This is a genomic window from Streptomyces sp. NPDC002835, from assembly GCF_053591995.1.
In genome coordinates this window covers 225430-244805 of the sequence record NZ_JBSFUW010000002.1, presented here as the reverse complement: position 1 = coordinate 244805, position 19376 = coordinate 225430, and the positions used below count along the sequence as shown (strand labels likewise).

11 protein-coding genes and 1 pseudogene are annotated in these 19376 nt (G+C 71.6%); 6 read left to right on the top strand and 6 right to left on the bottom strand.

Features of this window, described 5'->3' with window-relative positions:
• Window positions 1-100: 100 nt before the first annotated feature.
• Window positions 101-2779, bottom strand: coding sequence for an alpha-glucan family phosphorylase (gene glgP / locus ACWD01_RS03870; RefSeq protein WP_451157747.1), 2679 nt, complete (start codon window positions 2777-2779; stop codon window positions 101-103).
• Window positions 2780-3256: 477 nt separating this feature from the next.
• Between glgP and ACWD01_RS03865 the strand changes: the two genes are divergently transcribed.
• From ACWD01_RS03865 to glgB, 4 genes are all read left to right on the top strand, one after another.
• Window positions 3257-5254: a maltotransferase domain-containing protein gene (locus tag ACWD01_RS03865; RefSeq protein WP_451157745.1), complete on the top strand. Its 1998-nt coding sequence runs from the start codon at window positions 3257-3259 to the stop codon at window positions 5252-5254.
• A complete protein-coding gene (gene treS / locus ACWD01_RS03860) occupies window positions 5251-7005 on the top strand; it encodes a maltose alpha-D-glucosyltransferase (protein WP_451157743.1) in 1755 nt (584 codons plus the stop codon). Before ACWD01_RS03865 ends, treS begins: the two co-directional genes overlap by 4 nt.
• Window positions 7006-7182: 177 nt before the next feature.
• Window positions 7183-8559 carry a maltokinase N-terminal cap-like domain-containing protein gene (locus tag ACWD01_RS03855; protein WP_451157741.1) on the top strand — a complete coding sequence of 459 codons (1377 nt, stop codon included), beginning with the start codon at window positions 7183-7185 and terminating at the stop codon, window positions 8557-8559.
• Window positions 8560-8662: 103 nt separating this feature from the next.
• Entirely contained in the window at window positions 8663-11677 is a 3015-nt protein-coding gene (gene glgB, locus ACWD01_RS03850; RefSeq protein WP_451157739.1) for a 1,4-alpha-glucan branching enzyme, read from the top strand.
• A gap of 49 nt (window positions 11678-11726) precedes the next feature.
• On the opposite strand, the gene ACWD01_RS03845 is transcribed toward glgB, so the two are convergent.
• Window positions 11727-13955: a HelD family protein gene (locus tag ACWD01_RS03845; protein WP_451157737.1), complete on the bottom strand. Its 2229-nt coding sequence runs from the start codon at window positions 13953-13955 to the stop codon at window positions 11727-11729.
• A 307-nt stretch (window positions 13956-14262) separates the two neighbouring features.
• Here ACWD01_RS03845 and ACWD01_RS03840 point away from each other — a divergent pair, with 307 nt between their 5' ends.
• A complete protein-coding gene (locus tag ACWD01_RS03840; protein ID WP_451157735.1) occupies window positions 14263-15702 on the top strand; it encodes a WGR domain-containing protein in 1440 nt (479 codons plus the stop codon).
• Window positions 15703-15726: 24 nt separating this feature from the next.
• Here the strand turns inward: ACWD01_RS03840 and ACWD01_RS03835 are convergent, their stop codons facing one another.
• The 3 genes and pseudogenes from ACWD01_RS03835 to ACWD01_RS03825 form a co-directional block, all read right to left on the bottom strand.
• Window positions 15727-16065 carry a thioredoxin family protein gene (locus ACWD01_RS03835; RefSeq protein WP_451157733.1) on the bottom strand — a complete coding sequence of 113 codons (339 nt, stop codon included), beginning with the start codon at window positions 16063-16065 and terminating at the stop codon, window positions 15727-15729.
• Window positions 15989-16183 (bottom strand): annotated as a pseudogene (locus ACWD01_RS03830) (MerR family transcriptional regulator); the annotation flags it as partial. The pseudogene ACWD01_RS03830 and the gene ACWD01_RS03835, both read right to left, overlap by 77 nt.
• Before the next feature lie 64 nt (window positions 16184-16247).
• The gene (locus tag ACWD01_RS03825) at window positions 16248-17531 is read right to left on the bottom strand and encodes a glucarate dehydratase family protein (RefSeq protein WP_451157731.1); all 1284 of its coding nucleotides are present in this window, start codon (window positions 17529-17531) and stop codon (window positions 16248-16250) included.
• 208 nt (window positions 17532-17739) lie between these two features.
• Between ACWD01_RS03825 and ACWD01_RS03820 the strand changes: the two genes are divergently transcribed.
• Window positions 17740-17898 carry a hypothetical protein gene (locus ACWD01_RS03820; protein ID WP_451157730.1) on the top strand — a complete coding sequence of 53 codons (159 nt, stop codon included), beginning with the start codon at window positions 17740-17742 and terminating at the stop codon, window positions 17896-17898.
• Window positions 17899-17999: 101 nt separating this feature from the next.
• On the opposite strand, the gene ACWD01_RS03815 is transcribed toward ACWD01_RS03820, so the two are convergent.
• A complete protein-coding gene (locus tag ACWD01_RS03815) occupies window positions 18000-19373 on the bottom strand; it encodes a cation:dicarboxylate symporter family transporter (protein WP_451157728.1) in 1374 nt (457 codons plus the stop codon).
• Between the last annotated feature and the right edge of the window lie 3 nt (window positions 19374-19376).

The window sequence follows — 19376 nt, the reverse complement described above, 5'->3', positions numbered from 1 at the left end:
CGTGCTCGACCGGGACGGACACGTGCGGTCCGGACAGGGGACGGCGCCCCCGCCCGGCCACCCGGGCAGAAGACGCCGTCCCAGTAACCGCGTCAGCCCGTCACCGCAGCAGCACGCCGCCCGACTCCTCCGTCGCCGACTCCGTCGGGACGGTGACCAGGCCGAGGTCCGCGCCCGCCGGGATGAGTCGGTGGGAGGGGAGGATGCGGACCGTGTAGCCGAATGGGCCGGTGCGGTCGAGGGCGAGAGGGCCCTCGTAGGTCCAGCGGCCGTCCAGGTCCGGGCCGCTCGCCGGTTTCAGCGGGAAGGTGCGGGCGTCGCGGATGGCGTCGTCGGAGTCGACGCGGCCCGCGACCACCTGGACCTCGACGTCCTCCGGCTGCAGTTCGCCGAGCGCCGCCTGGACGCGCAGCGTCAGCGTCGAGCCGAGACCGGCCGTCGCGGAGGCGCCCGCCGCCGCGTCCTGGTCGACGGCCTCCACGTGGTCGACGGCGACCTGCCGCCACGAGGCGCGCACCCGGGACTTCCAGGCGGCGAGTTCCTGGGCGCCGGCGGCGTCCATGGACCGGTGCGCCTGCGCGGCCGGCGCGTACAGCCGCTCCACGTACTCGCGCACCATGCGGCCGGCGAGGACCTTGGGGCCGAGGGTGGTGAGGGTGCGGCGGACCATCTCGATCCAGCGGTCGGGCAGGCCGCCGCTGCCCCGGTCGTAGAAGCGGGGGGCGACCCGGTCCTCGATCAGTGAGTAGAGCGCCGCCGCCTCCAGCTCGTCGCGGCGGTCCTCGTCGGTGGACGCACCGTCGGCGGTGGGGATCGCCCAGCCGTAGTCGGGCTCGTACCACTCGTCCCACCAGCCGTCGAGGACCGACAGGTTGAGCGCGCCGTTCAGCGCGGCCTTCATGCCGCTGGTGCCGCAGGCCTCCAGGGGGCGCAGCGGGTTGTTCAGCCAGACGTCGCAGCCGGGGTAGAGCTTCTTCGCCATCGCCATGCCGTAGTCGGGCAGGAAGACGATGCGGTGGCGCACGCGCGGGTCGTCGGCGAAGCGGACCAGTTCCCGCACCAGCCGCTTGCCGCCGTCGTCGGCCGGGTGGGCCTTGCCGGCGACGACGATCTGGATCGGCTGGGTGGGGTGGAGCAGCATCTCGGTGAGGCGCTCACGGTCGCGGAGCATCAGGGTGAGCCGCTTGTACGAGGGGACCCGACGGGCGAAGCCGATGGTGAGCACGTCCGGGTCGAGTACGCCGTCGATCCAGCCGAGTTCGGCGGAGCCCGCGCCGCGCTGGCGCCAGGAGGCGCGCAGCCGGTCCCGTACCTCGTGCACCAACTGCTCGCGCAGGGAGCGGCGCAGCTCCCAGATGTCGGCGTCGGGGATGTTGCCGACGGCGTCCCAGCGGCCCGAGCCGCCGACGGACAGGGCGTCCTCGGCGCGGGCGGCGCCGATCTGACGGGCGCCGAGGCGGAACACCTCGGGCGCGACCCAAGTCGGGGCGTGCACCCCGTTGGTGACGGAGGTGATGGGCACTTCCGTGGCGTCGAATCCCGGCCAGAGTCCGGCGAACATGCTGCGGCTGACCGCGCCGTGCAGTTCGGAGACGCCGTTGGCGCGCTGGGCGAGCCGCAGGCCCATTACGGCCATGTTGAAGAGGCCGGGCTCGCCGCCGGGGTAGGTCTCCATGCCGAGCTGGAGGACCTTGTCGACGGGCACGCCCGGCAGTTCGGCGCCCTCGGCGAAGTGGCGTGCGACGAGTTCGCGGTCGAAGCGGTCGATGCCGGCCGGTACGGGGGTGTGGGTGGTGAAGACGGTCCCGGCCCGCACCGCCTCCAGTGCGGCGTCGAAGCCGAGGCCGCTGCCGCCGTGTTCGGGCGTCTCGCCCAGCTCGCGGATGCGTTCGAGGCCGAGGAAGCCGGCGTGGCCCTCGTTGGTGTGGAACACCTCGGGCGCGGCGTGGCCGGTGAGCCGGCAGTACGTGCGGACGGCCCGGACGCCGCCGATGCCGAGCAGCATCTCCTGGAGCAGCCGGTGTTCGCTGCCGCCGCCGTAGAGCCGGTCGGTGACGTCGCGGGCGCCGGGGCCGTTGTCCTCGATGTCGGAGTCGAGCATCAGCAGCGGTACGCGGCCGACCTGGGCGACCCAGATGTGCGCGTGCAGCGAGCGCCCGCCGGGCAGGGCGAGGGACACCCGGGCGGGGGCGCCGTCCGCCTCGCGCAGCAGGCTGACCGGCAGCTCGTTCGGGTCGAGTACGGGGTAGTGCTCCTGCTGCCAGCCGTCGCGGGACAGCGACTGGCGGAAGTATCCGTGGCGGTAGAGCAGGCCGACGCCGATGAGCGGTACGCCGAGGTCACTTGCCGCCTTGAGGTGGTCGCCGGCGAGGATGCCGAGGCCGCCGGAGTACTGCGGCAGGGCGGCGGTGACGCCGAACTCCGGTGAGAAGTAGGCGATGGCGGCCGGGAAGGCGGGGGTGTCGGGGCCGCTGTCACCGCCGTGGGACTGGTACCACCTGCGGCCGTGCAGATAGTCGTCGAGGTCGTCGGCGGCGGCGGTGAGCCGGCGGAGGAACCGCCGGTCCTTGGCCAGTTCGGCCATGCGGGTGGCGGAGACGTTCCCGAGGAGCCGCACGGGGTCGCCGCCGACGGCCCGCCACCCCTCGGGATCGACACAACGGAAGAGCTCTCGCGTCTCGGTGTGCCAGGACCAGCGCAGATTGCGCGCGAGATCGCTGAGCGGCCCGAGCGGTTCGGGGAGGACGGGGCGGACGGTGAATCGACGAATGGCCTTCACAAGTTCCACCTTCGCAGGGGAGGTACGCATCCGAGGGGACGCACGACGGTGCGTCCTTTTCCGTCATTTCCGACGGTATCGGTCCGCGCCGTACGTAACCACGGCGCACTGACGTGCGCCCGGCGCATTGGCGCACCCGGCGCGCGACGAGCATCGGAAAAGACCGGTTCCGGCCTCGTGTCGGGCCGGTCTCTTCACGTGTGTCTTGTGCGACCCCGTACGTCCTAGTAGTTAACACATCACCGGATTGCCCACCCGAACGGCGTGGGTAGGCCTCACCCGGAACGCAGGCGAGAGCACCCCCGATCGGCCTCCCTACCGTCCAACCGAGTGAACGCGGACAGGAGCGGACATGCCCGCAGCCCGCCAGTCACCGACTCAGCAGATACAAATAAAACCTAGTCAAATGAGACTGGGTCCGCACAAACGAGACATTCCGCTCCATCCGACCTGCCCGCACAGCCCTCAGGTGATGTTGTGAACTCGCTCATCGGTCGCATCCCCGTCCTGGACGTCCGCCCACTCGTCGACTGCGGCAGAAGGCCCGCGAAAGCCGTGGCGGGTGAGACCTTCCAGGTCACCGCCACGGTCTTCCGCGAGGGCCATGACGCTGTCGCCGCCAATGTCGTGCTGTACGACCCGAAGGGCCGCCCCGGTCCCTTCACCCCCATGCGGGAGCTCGCCCCCGGCACCGACCGGTGGGGAGCGGAGGTCACCCCCGCCGCAGAAGGCCACTGGACCTACACCGTCGAGGCCTGGAGCGATCCCGTCGCCACCTGGCGGCACACCGCCGACATCAAGATCCCTGCCGGGATCGACACCGAACTGGTGCTGGCGGAGGGCGCGGAGCTCTACGAACGCGCCGCCGCCGGGGTGCCCAAGAAGGACGGCCGGGAGGCCGTGCTCGCCGCCGTCGACGCGCTGCGCGACACGGCGCGGCCGGCGAAGGCGCGGCTCGCCGCGGCGCTCGCCGCCGACGCGGACGCCGCTCTCTCCCGTCATCCGCTGCGTGAACTGGTCAGCGCCTCCCCGCCGCTGCCCCTGCTGGTGGAGCGGCGAAGGGCGCTCTACGGCTCCTGGTACGAGCTGTTCCCGCGGTCCGAGGGCGCCGTCGTCAAGGAGGGCGAGCCGCCGGTCTCCGGTACCTTCCGCACCGCCGCGGAACGGCTGCCCGCCGTCGCCGCGATGGGCTTCGACGTGGTGTACCTGCCGCCGATCCACCCCATCGGCACCACCCACCGCAAGGGCCCCGACAACGCCCTCACCGCGGGCCCCGACGACGTCGGCGTGCCCTGGGCGATCGGGTCCGCCTTCGGCGGGCACGACGCCGTCCACCCCGACCTCGGCACCCTCGCCGACTTCGACCACTTCGTGACGGCCGCCCGGTCGCTGCGGATGGAGGTGGCGCTCGACTTCGCGCTGCAGTGCTCCCCCGACCACCCCTGGGTGAAGGAGCATCCGGATTGGTTCCACCACCGGGCCGACGGGACCATCGCGTACGCGGAGAACCCGCCGAAGAAGTACCAGGACATCTACCCCATCGCCTTCGACGCGGACATGGAGGGCATCGTCCGCGAGACGGTGCGGGTGCTGCGGTTCTGGATGGACCACGGTGTACGGATCTTCCGGGTCGACAATCCGCATACGAAACCGGTCGTCTTCTGGGAGAAGGTGATCGCGGAGATCAACGGCTCCGACCCCGGCGTCATCTTCCTGGCAGAGGCGTTCACCAGGCCGGCGATGATGCACACCCTCGGCGCGATCGGCTTCCAGCAGTCGTACACGTACTTCACCTGGCGCAACACCAAGCACGAGCTCACCGAGTACGTCACCGAGCTGTCCGGCGAGGCCGCCGCCTACATGCGGCCCAACTTCTTCGTGAACACCCCCGACATCCTGCACGCCTACCTCCAGGAGGGCGGCCGGCCGGCCTACGAGGTGCGTGCCGTGCTCGCCGCGACCCTCTCCCCGTCCTGGGGTCTCTACGCGGGCTACGAGCTCTGCGAGAACGTCCCGCTGCGGGTCGGCAGCGAGGAGTACCGGCACTCGGAGAAGTACCAACTCAGGCCCCGTGACTGGGAGTCGGCCGAACGGGAGGGCCGCACGATCACCCCGCTGATCACCACCCTCAACCGGATCAGGCGCCGCCACCCGGCGCTCCAGCAGCTGCGCGACGTCCACTTCCACCACATCGACAACGACCGGATGATCGCCTACTCGAAGCGCTCCGGACCGGACGTGGTCCTCGTCGTCGCCAACCTCGATCCCCACCACACCCAGGAGGCCACGGTCTCGTTGGACATGCCGCAACTCGGTCTCGAGGGGGACGAGACCGTACCGGTGCGCGACGAGCTCACCGGCGAGACCTATCACTGGGGCAGGGCCAACTATGTGCGCCTCGAGCCGGGTACCGCGCCCGCGCACATCTTCACCCTGCGACCGTCCCAGCAGACCGGAGGGTCACCCACATCATGATCGTGAATGAGCCCGTCCACGACACGTTCGAGGACACACCCGCACGCGACCGCGACCCCGACTGGTTCAAGCGGGCCGTCTTCTACGAGGTCCTGGTCCGCTCCTTCCAGGACAGCAACGGCGACGGCGTCGGCGACCTGAAGGGCATCACCGCGAAACTGGACTATCTGCAGTGGCTGGGCGTGGACTGCCTGTGGCTGCCGCCGTTCTTCAAGTCCCCCCTGCGGGACGGCGGCTACGACGTCGCCGACTACACCTCCGTACTGCCCGAGTTCGGCGACCTGGCCGACTTCGTCGAGTTCGTCGACGCCGCCCACCAGCGCGGCATGCGCGTCATCATCGACTTCGTCATGAACCACACCAGCGACCAGCACCCGTGGTTCCAGGAGTCCCGCGCCGACCCGGACGGGCCCTACGGCGACTACTACATCTGGGCCGACGACGACAAGCAGTACCAGGACGCCCGGATCATCTTCGTCGACACCGAGGCGTCGAACTGGACCTTCGACCCGGTGCGCAAGCAGTACTACTGGCACCGGTTCTTCTCCCACCAGCCGGATCTCAACTACGAGAACCCCGCCGTGCAGGAGGAGATCATCTCCGCGCTGCGGTTCTGGCTCGACCTGGGCATCGACGGCTTCCGGCTGGACGCCGTGCCGTATCTGTACCAGGAGGAGGGGACCAACTGCGAGAACCTGCCGCGCACCCACTCCTTCCTCAAGCGGGTGCGCAAGGAGATCGACACCCACTACCCGGACACCGTGCTGCTGGCCGAGGCCAACCAGTGGCCGGAGGACGTCGTCGACTACTTCGGCGACTACCGGGTCGGCGGCGACGAGTGCCACATGGCGTTCCACTTCCCGGTGATGCCGCGCATCTTCATGGCGGTCCGGCGCGAGTCCCGCTACCCGGTCTCGGAAATCCTGGCCAAGACGCCGGCCATCCCGAAGAACTGCCAGTGGGGCATCTTCCTGCGCAACCACGACGAACTGACGCTCGAGATGGTCACGGACGAAGAGCGCGACTACATGTACGCGGAGTACGCCAAGGACCCGCGGATGCGCGCCAACATCGGCATCCGCCGGCGGCTCGCCCCGCTGCTGGACAACGACCGCAACCAGATCGAGCTGTTCACCGCGCTGCTGCTGTCGCTGCCCGGCTCACCGATCCTCTACTACGGGGACGAGATCGGGATGGGCGACAACATCTGGCTCGGCGACCGGGACGCGGTCCGCACCCCGATGCAGTGGACGCCCGACCGCAACGCGGGCTTCTCCTCCTGCGACCCGGGACGGCTCTACCTGCCGACCATCATGGACCCGGTCTACGGCTACCAGGTCACCAACGTCGAGGCGTCGATGTCGTCGCCGTCGTCGCTGCTGCACTGGACGCGGCGGATGATCGAGATCCGTAAGCAGAATCCGGCCTTCGGGCTCGGGTCCTACACGGAGCTCCCGTCGTCCAATCCGGCCGTGCTCGCGTTCCTGCGGGAGGCCCCCTCCCAGGAGGAGGGCGGTGACGACCTGGTGCTGTGCGTCCACAACTTCTCGCGGTTCGCACAGCCGACGGAGCTCGACCTGCGGACGTTCGCCGGACGGCATCCGGTGGAACTCATCGGCGGCGTGCGGTTCCCGCCCATCGGGCAGTGGCCGTATCTGCTGACCCTCGCGGGGCACGGCTTCTACTGGTTCCGGCTGCGCAAGGAGGCGAAGGCCATCGGGGAGACGAAGGCCGTCGTGACCAAATCCTGACGTGCCCACCAGGGGGATCCGTCCCGTCCGAAAGGCGCCCCCTACTCCGGCGGGGCGGTTTCCGCCGCCCCGCACCGGGCACTCCCCCCTCATCCCCGCGCGCCGCCGGACAGCCACAGCTGCAATCCGGGACACTTTGCGCATTCGTGGTGTACCCGGGGAAAGGACGCGATGCCCATGTCGGAGGCTGCATCCACCCGGACTCCGCTCGGCCTGCTTCCCTCGCTCGCCCCGCTGCTGCGCCGATGGCTGCCCGGCCAGCGCTGGTTCGCGGGCAAGGGTTGCGCGGTCGCAGGCTTCTCGCTCGTCTCCGCGACGGAGCTGCTGCCCATGAACGGGCCTGGTCCCGGACTGCTGCATCTGCTCGTACGGGTCCGGCAGCGGGAATCGCCGTCGCCCTCGTCCGACGACTGCTACCAGCTGCTTCTCGGCGTCCGCGAGACCCTGCCACCGGCCCTCGCGCCCGCGCTGATCGGCCATCTCACCGAAGGACCGCTCGCCAGGCGGACCGTGTACGAGGGGACCCGCGACCCGCGGCTCGCCAAGCTGCTGCTGGAACGGCTGCGCACGCCCGGCTCGCTCGGGCCGCTGCGCTTCGACCGGTTCGACGGCGCGCCGGCGATCCCGGCGGAGCTGGCCGCCCGGCCCCTGGACGCCGAGCAGTCCAACTCCTCGCTCGTCTACGGCGACGCCTTCATCCTCAAGCTCTTCCGCCGTATCCATCCGGGCCCCAACCCCGATCTGGAGCTGCCGCTCGCCCTCGCCCGGGCCGGCTGCCGGCGGGTGCCGGTACCGGTCGCCTGGTACGAGGCAGCCGCGCCGGAACCTTTCACCCTGGGCGTGCTCCAGCCGTTCCTGCCGGGCTCGCGCGACGGCTGGGTGCTGGCGCTGGAGGCCCTGGCGGACGGCCGGCCCTTCCTCGGCGAGGCCCGCGCGCTGGGCCGGGTCACCGCCGAGGTGCACACCGCGCTCGCCGACGCCCTGCCGACGGTCAAGCTCGGCGGCCCGCACACCGAGCGGCTCGCGGCGGCCATGGTCCGGCGGCTGGACGCGGCGGCGCAGGCGGTGCCGGCGCTGCTGCCGTACGTACCGGGGCTGCGCGCCGCCTTCGACGCGGTCGAGGCGCTCGGCGCGCGCGGCCGCACCTGGTCCGCCCAACGGGTCCACGGGGACCTGCATCTCGGCCAGATACTGCGGGGCCCCGAGGACACCCCGTGGTCCGTCATCGACTTCGAGGGCGAGCCCGCCAAGCCGCTCACCGAACGGTGCCGGCCGCAGCCCGCCGTACGGGACGTGGCGGGCATGCTCCGGTCGTTCGACTACGCGGCCCGCACCCACCGGCCCTGGAACCCGGCCTGGGCCGAGCGGTGCCGCGAGGCGTACTGCGACGGGTACGCCGAGGCCGGCGGCGACGATCCGCGCGAGGAACCCGAGCTGCTGCGCGCGTACGAGACCGACAAGGCCGTCTACGAGGCCGTCTACGAGGCGCGGCACCGGCCGGACTGGCTGCCGGTGCCGATGGCCGCGATCGAACGTCTCGCCGCACTGGACTGACCGACCGTCCGCCCCCGACCGACCCGTCCCACCGTCAGTTCGCCCGCCGTTCACCGCAGTCCGCCGCCGTTACCGCAGTTCGCCGCCTGAGGAGGCAGAATCCGTGACCGCCCGACCGTCGTCCCGCAAGTCCTCGGGACCGGAAGTCCCGCACCAGCCGACCGAGACGCACAGCGCAGAAACCGACCCCGCCGTGCCGGCCGGGCCGGATCCGGTGCGCGGTACGGGAGCACGCCCCGCCTCCGCCGGAGACGACGACAAGCCCGGGCCCGCACCGGCGACCAAGCGCCGCCGCGCCGGGCGGGCGGGCGCCGCCGCGGCGGATGCGGCGGATCCCGCAGGGCCGCGGGACGCGGAGGGGCCGGAGCACCCGGGTGGTGACTCCCCGGCGGCCGCGACCCGCGCCCGTGCCCTGACGGTGCCGGACGGCGGCGAGCCCGCGGCCGGTACGGGGCGGGCCAAGGGCGCCGGCCGTACGAAGCGTGCCCGGGCGGGGGCGGCCGCCGCGGTCGTCACCGCGGAGGCGGTCGCGACGGTGCCCGAGCCGGTCGGGCCGAGCGCGGACGAGGCGGCCGCCGCGGAGACCGCGCTCGCCGCCCGTACCGGTTCCGCCGAGGCGGAGCCGGCGGGCCAGGCGTCGGCCGGGGCCGGCCGGATGCCCGCCCGCAAGGGCACTTCCCGGGCGAAGACCGCTCGGGCCGGGTCCGGCAAGACCGGCGCGAGCCGGCCGGCCGCGGCCGGCAAGAGCGCCCCCGCCCGCGCGGGCGGATCGAGCGGGACCGGAGGTTCCGCCGTTGCCGAGGCCGACGCGCCGACGGGCGGCGCAGGTACGGGTGCGGCAGGTACGGGCGGTGCAGGAGCGGGGGCGAACGGGCCCGGGAAGGCCGGCCGTGCCAAGCCCACCGGCGCGCCCCGGCCGCGGGACGGGCAGCGCGGGGTCCGTGCGGCGCAGCCGCTCGGCGACGAGGACCGGGCCCGGCTGCTGAGCGGCGGCCACCACGACCCGCACGCCCTGCTCGGCGCCCACCCGGTGCGCGGCGGCGTCCAGTTGCGGGTGCTCCGGCCGCACGCGCTGACCGTCACCGTTCTCGCCAAGGGCCTGCGCGCCGAGCTGCACAGCGAGGGCGACGGCCTCTTCTCCGGTGTCCTCCCGCTGACCTCCACGCCCGAGTACCGCCTTTCCGTCACCTACGAGGGCCACGAGGACGGCTTCGAGGTGGAGGACCCGTACCGCTTCCTGCCCGCGCTCGGCGATCTCGATCTGCATCTGATCGGCGAGGGCCGGCACGAGGAGCTGTGGACGGCGCTCGGCGCGCACCCGATGACCCACCAGAAGGTCACCGGCACGCGGTTCACCGTCTGGGCGCCCAACGCGCGCGGTGTGCGGGTGGTCGGCGACTTCAACTTCTGGGACGGCACCGGCTTCCCGATGCGCTCGCTCGGCGGGACCGGGGTGTGGGAGCTGTTCCTGCCCGGCATCGGCGACGGCGCGCTGTACAAGTTCGAGATCACGCGCCCGGACGGCTCGTACACGCAGCGGGCCGACCCGATGGCCCGGCGCACCGAGGTGCCGCCCGCCAACGCGTCGATCGTGACCGAGTCGCACCACGAGTGGGGCGACCAGGAGTGGATGACGCACCGCGGCGACCGGCCCCTCCACGAGGCGCCGATGTCGGTCTACGAGGTGCATCTGGCGTCCTGGCGACCGGGGCTGACGTACCGCCAGCTCGCCGTGCAGCTCCCGCAGTACGTGAAGGACCTCGGCTTCACCCATGTGGAGTTCATGCCGGTGGCCGAGCATCCGTTCGGCGGATCCTGGGGTTACCAGGTGACCGGCTTCTACGCGCCGACGTCCCGGATGGGCACCCCCGACGACTTCCGGCACCTGGTGGACAGCCTGCACCGGGCGGGCATCGGGGTGCTGGTGGACTGGGTGCCGGCGCACTTCCCCCGGGACGACTGGGCGCTCGCGGAGTTCGACGGCCGCCCCCTGTACGAGCACAGCGACCCGGCGCGGGCGGCGCACCCCGACTGGGGCACGCTCGAGTTCGACTACGGGCGCAAGGAGGTCCGCAACTTCCTGGTGGCGAACGCAACGTACTGGTGCGAGGAGTTCCACATCGACGGGCTGCGGGTCGACGCGGTCGCGTCCATGCTCTACCTCGACTACTCCCGCGAGGACGGCCAGTGGTCGCCGAACGAGCACGGCGGCCGGGAGAACCTGGACGCCGTCGCGTTCCTCCAGGAGATGAACGCCACCGTCTACCGGCGCAATCCGGGTGTCGTGACGATCGCCGAGGAGTCCACGGCGTGGAACGGGGTGACCCGGCCGACGGACCACGGCGGGCTCGGCTTCGGTCTGAAGTGGAACATGGGCTGGATGCACGACTCGCTGGTGTACGTCTCCAAGGAGCCGGTGCACCGCAAGTACCACCACAACGAGATGACGTTCTCGATGGTGTACGCCTACAGCGAGAACTACGTGCTGCCGATCTCGCACGACGAGGTGGTGCACGGCAAGCGGGCGCTGGTGAGCAAGATGCCCGGCGACTGGTGGCAGCAGCGGGCCAACCACCGCGCGTACCTGGGCTTCATGTGGTCCCACCCGGGCAAGCAACTCCTCTTCATGGGCCAGGAGTTCGCCCAGGGCGCGGAGTGGTCGGAGGGCCACGGCCCCGACTGGTGGCTGCTCGACCCGTCGTACTCGGCGGAGCCCGACCACCGCGGCGTACGGGAGCTGGTGCGCGAGCTGAACGGGGTGTACGGCGCCACTCCCGCGCTGTGGCAGCAGGACACCGTGCCCGAGGGGTTCGCGTGGGTGGACGGCGGGGCCTGGGAGGACAACGTCTTCGCCTTCCTGCGCTTCGACCGGCACGGCGCGCCGCTGCTGGTGGTGAGCAACTTCTCGCCAGTCGTCCGGCACGGCTTCCGCCTCGGCGTCCCCGAGTCGGTCTCCGCCTGGAGCGAGGTACTCAACACCGACGAGGAGCGCTTCGGCGGCTCCGGCGTGCTCAACCCGGACCCGCTGAAGCCGGAGCAGGTCGAGTCGCACGGCCGCCGTACGTCGATCGCGCCGACGCTGCCGCCGCTGGCGACGGTCTGGTTCCGCCCGGCGTGAAGCGCTCCGGGACGGTCACGGCCCCTCGGTCCGTGACCGTCCCGGGCGCCTACCGGGCGGTGCGGACCACGCCCAGGCGCTGAGTGGCCCGGGTGTACGCGACATACAGGTCGTTCACCCCGTGCGCGGAGCCGGAGCGGATCAGCTCCGGCTCCACCACGATCACGGTGTCGAACTCCAGGCCCTTGGCGGCCCTCGCGTCGAGCAGCACGACCGGCCGCGTCAGGTCGGGCTCGCCGGTGGCGGTCACGCCCGGGAGGGCGTCGGCGAGGGCGGTGTGCAGCGCGGTCGGGGCGATCACCGCGATCCGGCCCTCGTGGGGCCCGTCGGCGACCCGGGCGGCGACGACCGGGGCGAGATCGGCCGGCTCCACGGTGACCTGCCACGGCTCGACGCCCGTCGACCGCACGGAGCGCGGCGGCCGGAACCCGGGGTCCTCGACGCGCCGCACCTCGGCGGCCAGTTCCATGATCTCGGCGGGCGTGCGGTAGTTGACGCGGAGCGTCGTGTGCTCGAAGCGGTCGCCGACGTACGGCTCGAGGATGTCCTGCCACGAGCCGCAGCCCGCCGCGTCCCCGGTCTGCGCCGGGTCGCCGACCAGCGTCATCGACCGGGTGGGGCAGCGCCGCATCAGCAGCCGCCACGCCATCTGCGACAGCTCCTGCGCCTCGTCGACGATGATGTGCCCGAAGGCCCAGGTCCGGTCGGCGGCGGCGCGTTCCGCGGCGCTGCGGTGGTCGGCCTCCTCCTGCCGCTCCGCCATCCGCTCGGCGTCGATGATGTCGTGCGCGGCCAGGATCTCCGAGTCCTCGTCCTCCTTGTCCTCGAACTCGTACGTCCGCGAGGCGTACGAGACGTCCAGGACGCCCTGCGCGTAGGCGATCTGCCGTGCGCGTTCGGCCTCCGCGTGGGCGCGGGCGGCCGAGTCGTCCTCGCCGAGGAGCTCCGCGACCTCGTCGAGGAGCGGCACGTCGGCGGGGGTCCACTGGCCCGTCTCGCGCCGCAGCAGCGCGGCCTCCTCCGCGGACAGATGGGCCGGCTCCGCGAGGAAGTCCGCGAGGAACTCCTGCGGGGTGAGCGGCGGCCACAGCGTGGCGATCGCGGCGTGCACGTCGGCGCTGGCGGCGATCGCCTTGCCCAGCTGGGCGATGTCGTCGGGGCCGAGGAAGTTGGGGCCGCCGTACGGGTCGGCGCCGATACGGTCCGCGAGCTGGGAGGTCAGGTCGTCGATGATCCGGAACACGAAGTGCGGCCGGGCGAGGTTGTGCGGCAGCCCGGTCTCGCGGGCCTTGTGGCGCGCCTCGACGGCCATGCCCCAGTCGATGACGAGATCGCCGTCGTCGTGCGGGACGACGAGCGGCGCGTCCCTTTCCGGCACCCGCTGCCGGTCCCGTACCGCCTCGGCCAGTACGCCGGACATGGCGGCGCCGCCCTTGACGGCAGCGGCGGCGGGGGTGTCGGCGCCGGTGGCGTGCACGCCGGGGAACAGTTCGCCGACCGTCGACAGCAGCACGCCGGTCTCACCGAGCGAGGGCAGCACCTCCCCGATGTAGCCGAGGAAGGCCGGATTGGGCCCGACGATCAGCACCGCGCGCTTGGCGAGCTGCTCCCGGTGCGCGTACAGCAGATACGCGGCCCGGTGGAGCGCCACGGCGGTCTTCCCGGTCCCGGGGCCGCCCTCCACGACGAGCACGCCGCGCTGCGGGGCGCGGATGATCCGGTCCTGCTCGGCCTGGATGGTCGACACGATGTCGCCCATCCGCCCGGTGCGGGCGCTGTTCAGCGCGGCGAGCAGCACCTCGTCCGCGTCGTGGGACTCGTGCCCGGTGCGGGTGGTGTCGGCGAGATCCATGATCTCGTCGTGCAGCGCGGTGACCGTCCGCCCCTGCGTGGTGATGTGCCGGCGGCGGCGCAGCCCCATCGGCTCGTAACCGGTGGCGAGATAGAACGGACGCGCGACCGGCGCGCGCCAGTCGATCAGCAGCGGCGCCCTTTCCGCGTCGTCGCGGCGGATTCCCGTACGCCCGATGTGATGCGTCACTCCGTCCCGCCGGTCGATGCGCCCGAAACAGAGCCCGGTGTCGGCGGCATTCAGCGCGGCGAGTGTCGCGGAGTGCTCCACGACCCCGACGTCCCGCTCCACCCGCGCCTGCCGACCGGTCCCGCTCTGCGCGATCGTGCTGCTCAGAGCGGCCTCGGCCTCGCCACGGAGCTGGTCGAGCCGCTCGTGCACGAGGGAGACGAATTGCTGTTCCCGTCGCAATTCCTCGGTTGACAATTCAGCTCCTGACGCGGTAAGGTACGTTTATTGAACTTCTCCGTGACGTTGTCCATTCACGAACACGGAAACCCCTAATATACGCAGCGAAATACCCCGGCCGTCAATTCGGACCGGGGTTTCTTGTGTCCGGCGGCGGCCGAGGATTCATGGTGGATGCGGGCCGCTCCTCCCCGGCAAGGGGCCGAAGGGGACCCCTGCGACCGTCGGCCCGCGGACCGGCCGTTGTCAGTGGCGGCCCCTAACGTTCTTCGCAGTGGGAACGGGCGGGGACGACCGTCTGTTCGGTCCTGGGGAGGGGTCTGTCGTGTCGCGGACGAAGACGTATCTGGAGCTGTCGCAGGACGACGGCACGGCGCACAAGTTCTACGAGGTGGTCGTGGAGGGGACGGTCGTCTCGGTGCGGTACGGCCGGATCGGAGCCGCCGGCCAGCTGCAGACCTCTTCCTTCCCGACCGCCCAGAAGGCACAGGCCGCCGCGTCGAAGAAGATCGGCGAAAAGGTGCGCAAGGGGTACGCGCCGGCCGTGCAGGGACAGCGCGCCGCCCGTCCGGTGACACGCCGCCAGGTGACGTCGGCACCGTCCACGGCCCGCTCCACCGCGCCGGTCCTGTGGCGGTTCCGGACGGGCTCCGCCGCCTTCGGCATCCACGTCGACGAGGACCGCTGCTGGGTGGGCAACCAGGCCGGCGACGTCTACACCCTCGGTCACGACGGTGAGGTGCTGGCCCGGTACTCCCTGCCGGACGGCGTCAAGTGCCTGGTGGCGGACGACTTCTGGATCTACGCGGGCTGCGACGACGGCAAGGTGTACGACCTGTCCTCGAAGCTGCCGTTCGCCGCTTACGACATCGCGGCGGACGTCGACATCTTCTGGCTCGACATCAGGGAGGGCGTCCTCAACGTCTCCGGCGCCGACGGCGGTCTCACCGTCATCGACCACGAGGACGAATACCAGTGGGCCCGGAAGTCGTCCGGCGGGCAGGCCTGGATGGTGCGGGCCGACGAGCAGGCCGTCTACCACGGTCACCAGAGGGGCGTCACCGCCTACTCCCCCGACGGCAGCGGCGAGTTGTGGCACACGCCGACGACCGGCGCCGTGCTCTTCGGCTGGCAGGAGGACACCTCCGTCTACGCCGGCACGGCGCGGAACGTGGTGCAGCGCCTGTCGAAGCGGACGGGCGCCGTCGAGGCGACGTTCCGATGCGACACCGCGGTGTACTCGTGCGCCACTTCGCCGGACGGGCGGTACGTGTTCGCCGGCGACTCCTCGTCCTCGGTCTACTGCTTCGCCGCCGACGGCACCCGCCTGTGGAAGCTCCGCACCGGCGGAGGGTCGGCGCTGTCCATGCAGTACCTCCAGGAGAAGCTCTACATGGTCACCACCGACGGCTCGCTGGTGTGCATGGACGCGAGCGAGGCGGCGGTCGCCTCCGCCCAGCAGGGCACCGTGCCCGTCGCGAAGGACATCAAGTCCGCTGCCGCGCTGCCCACCTACACTCCCGCGGCCTCCCTGAGGGCGGTGGCCACGGTCTCGGCGCCACCGGCCGGCGGCGTCGTGGTGGAGTGCGTCCAGGCGGGCGGGAAACTGCGGGTGCACGTCGTCTCCGACGGCTTCGAGCCGTCGTGGAACGTGCAGTTCCCGCGCGGAATACGCGAGCCGGGCGCTCGCTACGTGGTGGACGCGCTGCACCCGGCGCAGTCCGGTTTCTATCGTGTGCGCGGCGAGATCCGCCGACTGGTCTGAGAGGGCAGACGCCCGGCGGGGGCCTTACGTCAGGACGTCCTCGAGTTCCTGGAGGAGACGGCGCTTGGGGCGGGCGCCCACCAGGGACTTCATGGGCTCGCCGGCGTCGAAGACCAGCAGGATGGGCATGGACGGCACGCCGTAGCGGGCCACCGTCTCCGGGTTGGTGTCGGCGTCGATCTGGAGGACCTTGAGCCGTGCCGCCTCCTGCTTCGCGACGGCGCTCAGGACCGGGGCGAGCCGGCGGCAGGGACCGCACCAGTCCGCGGTGAACTCGACGAGGACCGAACGGCCCGGTCTCCTCCAGGTCGAACCCGAAGTCCTGCAGGGTCCGGATCTGCCGGAGGAGCCGCAGGTCGTCATCGTCGTAGGTGCGGTAGCCGTTCACCGCACGCCGGGCGGACAGCAGCCCGCGTGACTCGTAGTAGCGCAGGGTGCGGGTGGTCGTCCCGGCCCGCTCCGCGAGCTCGCCGATTCGCATGTCCCCGACCGTAAGCCTTGACGCCGATGTCAAGGCAACGGCCGCCGGCGGACCGGTCAGCGGCTCACCACTTCGGCCGCCGCTTCTCCCAGGTGGGCTCCACGCTCCGCATGTACGCCGTGTCGTCGCGCTCCGTGATGCCGCACCGCAGGTAGTCCTCGTGCATACGGGCCAGGGCGTCGCGGTCCAGGGTGACGCCCAGGCCGGGGCCGGTGGGGACGGTCACGGCGCCGCCGGTGATGGGGAGGGGCCGTTCGACGACGTCCACGCCGCCCTGCCAGGGGGTGTGGGTGTCGGCGGCGTGGTCGAGGTTCGGCACGGCGGCGGCGAGGTGGACCATCGCGGCGAGGCTGATGCCCAGATGGCTGTTGGAGTGCATCGACACCCCCACGCCCCACGCGCGGCAGATCGCGGCCAGTTCCATGGAGCGGCGCAGCCCTCCCCAGTAGTGGTGGTCGGCGAGGACGACCTGCACCGCGTCCACCGTGAAGGCCTCCGCGATGTCGTCGAAGCCGACGACGCACATGTTGGTCGCCAGCGGCAGCCCGGCCCGGCGGGCGACCTCGGACATGCCGGTGATGGTCGGGGTGGGGTCCTCCAGGTATTCAAGGAGCCCGTCCGTCTCGGCGGCCACCTTGAGCGACGTCTCGACCGTCCAGGCGCAGTTCGGGTCGATCCGCAGGGCGTGGTCCGGGAAGGCGTCGCTCAGGGCGCGGACCGTCTCGATCTCCTGCGCGGGCGGCATGGCGCCGCCCTTGAGCTTGACGGACTCGAACCCGTACCGGTCGATCATCGTCCTGGCCTGGGCGACCACGCCCTCCGGGTCGAGCGCGGGGCCCCAGGCGTCGGGTCCGTGCCCCGGGTGGGCCGCCCACTTGTGGAAGAGATAGGCGGAGAAGGGGACGCTGTCGCGGTTCCGTCCCCCGAGGAGGTCGCTGACGGGGCGGCCCACCGCTTGGCCCTGGAGGTCCAGGCAGGCCACCTCGAAGGGGGAGAACACCCGCAGCAGGGTCTTGGCCCGGCTGGAGGGGCCGGTGAGGCCGTGCCGGTCGGAGGCGTCGGAGTCGCCGACCGCACCCGCGACCCGCCGGTGGACGCCCGCGACGTCGAAGACGTCCAGACCGGGCAGGGCGGCCGCGGCGCGGCGCAGGAGTTCCAGGTGGGGCGCGTCGCCGTACGTCTCGCCGAGGCCGGTGAGGCCGTCCGCGGCGCGTACCTCGACGATCGCCCTCAGCGCCCACGGCTGGTGCACACCGGCCGAGTTGAGCAGGGGCGGGTCCGGGAAGGCGATCGGGGTCACGACCACGTCGGTGATCCGCAGGACTGACGAACCGTGGGTCTCCGTCATGCCGCACACTCCTCGATGTCGGCCGAAATGCCCGTTTGGTCCGCGTGATCCGCGAGGGTGGTGGTCCCTGCACACAGCATCGATTGTCTCCGTCCGTGGTGGGGCGGCCAAGACCGCCCGTCGAGGCGGCGCGCCCGGCACCTTCGCCAACGGCTACGAGACGCACCACCCGGCCACCTCGCCGTCGTTCCCGAACGGCTGCGGCACGGTGTGGCGGAACAACGACTCCGGCCTCGGCTACGTGGGCGAATACGCCATCAAGGTCACGTCCACGTCCACGTGCCCCGAGCGCCCGGACGTCGTCCACTCCTCCGACACCGTGACCGGAGAGACGAGAGGGCTCACCAGCATCGGCGCCACCCCGTAACACCGGCGCCGGACAGCAGACAGCGGCGTGTGCCGGACCCGAGGGGGGGAAGGGGTTCCGGCACACGCCTGGGAGTGAAGGTCCGCGGGGAGTCGGACGGGTCAGACCTTCACGGGCTCGCGCTCGTCGTCCCGCGGCGCGGGAACCTCCGCCGCGTCGTCGCCGCCGTGCGCGGCGTGGTCGTCGACCAGGGTCTTCTCGTCGAAGGGGACCTTGCCCGCGAGCACCTGGGCGGCCCGGTCCTTGTCGATCTCCTTCGTCCAGGTGCCGACCAGGACGGTGGCCACGGCGTTGCCCGCGAAGTTCGTCAGGGCGCGCGCCTCGCTCATGAAGCGGTCGATGCCGACGATCAGACCCACGCCGTCGACCAGGTCCGGCCGGTGCGACTGCAGTCCGCCGGCCAGGGTCGCGAGGCCCGCTCCGGTGACGCCCGCCGCGCCCTTCGAGGCGATGATCATGAAGATCAGCAGCGAGATCTGCTCGGAGGCGCTGAGCGGCGCTCCCGTCGCGTTGGCGATGAACAGCGAGGCCATCGTCAGATAGATCGCGGTGCCGTCGAGGTTGAAGGAGTAGCCGGTCGGGACCGTGATGCCGACCACCGGCTTGCTCACGCCCATGTGCTCCATCTTCGCGATCAGCCGGGGCAGCGCGGACTCCGAGGAAGAGGTGGAGAGGATCAGCAGGAACTCACGGCCCAGGTACTTGAGCAGCGTGAAGATGTTCATTCCGGCGATGAGGCGCAGCAGCAGGCCCAGCACCACGAAGACGAACAGGGCGCAGGTGACGTAGAAGCCGATCATGATGACGGCCAGCGACTTCAGCGCGTCGAGACCGGTCTCGCCGACCACGGCGGCGATGGCGCCGAACGCTCCGACCGGCGCGACCCACATGATCATGGCCAGGATGCGGAACACCAGGCGCTGGATGTGCCCGATGCCGCGCAGCACCGGCTCGCCCGCCGAGCCCATGGCCTGGAGCGCGAAGCCGGCCAGCAGCGCGACCAGCAGCGTCTGCAGCACCTCGCCCTCGGTGAAGGCGGAGACCAGCGTCGTCGGGATGATGCCCAGCAGGAAGTCCGCGGTGCTCTCGCCGCCGCCGGCCGCCTGCTCGGCGCCCGCCTCGCGTGCCGCGTCGGTCAGGTGGAGACCGGAGCCCGGCTCCAGCACGTTGCCGACGACCAGGCCGATGGCGAGGGCCACGGTCGACATGACGAGGAAGTAGCCGAGGGCCAGTCCGCCGACCGCGCCGACCTTGGCCGCCTTCCGCACCGAGCCGATGCCGAGCACGATGGTGCAGAAGATCACCGGCGAGATCATCATCTTGATGAGATTCACGAAGCCCTTGCCGATGGGCTTCAGTTCGACGGCCACCCCAGGGGCGGCGAAGCCGACGATGATGCCGAGCACCACCGCGGCGATGACTGCCAGATACAGATAATGGGTACGGTCCCGCCGGCCTGCGGCTGTAGTCGCCACGGG

What these genes read in the sequence shown, in the direction of transcription:
- treS (WP_451157743.1), top strand. Translation starts at nt 5,251, where the DNA reads ATGATCGTGAATGAGCCCGTCCACGACACGTTCGAGGACACACCCGCA.
- ACWD01_RS03855 (WP_451157741.1), top strand. Translation starts at nt 7,183, where the DNA reads ATGTCGGAGGCTGCATCCACCCGGACTCCGCTCGGCCTGCTTCCCTCG.
- ACWD01_RS03835 (WP_451157733.1), bottom strand. Translation starts at nt 16,065, where the DNA reads ATGACGACCTGCGGCTCCTCCGGCAGATCCGGACCCTGCAGGACTTCG.
- ACWD01_RS03825 (WP_451157731.1), bottom strand. Translation starts at nt 17,531, where the DNA reads ATGACGGAGACCCACGGTTCGTCAGTCCTGCGGATCACCGACGTGGTC.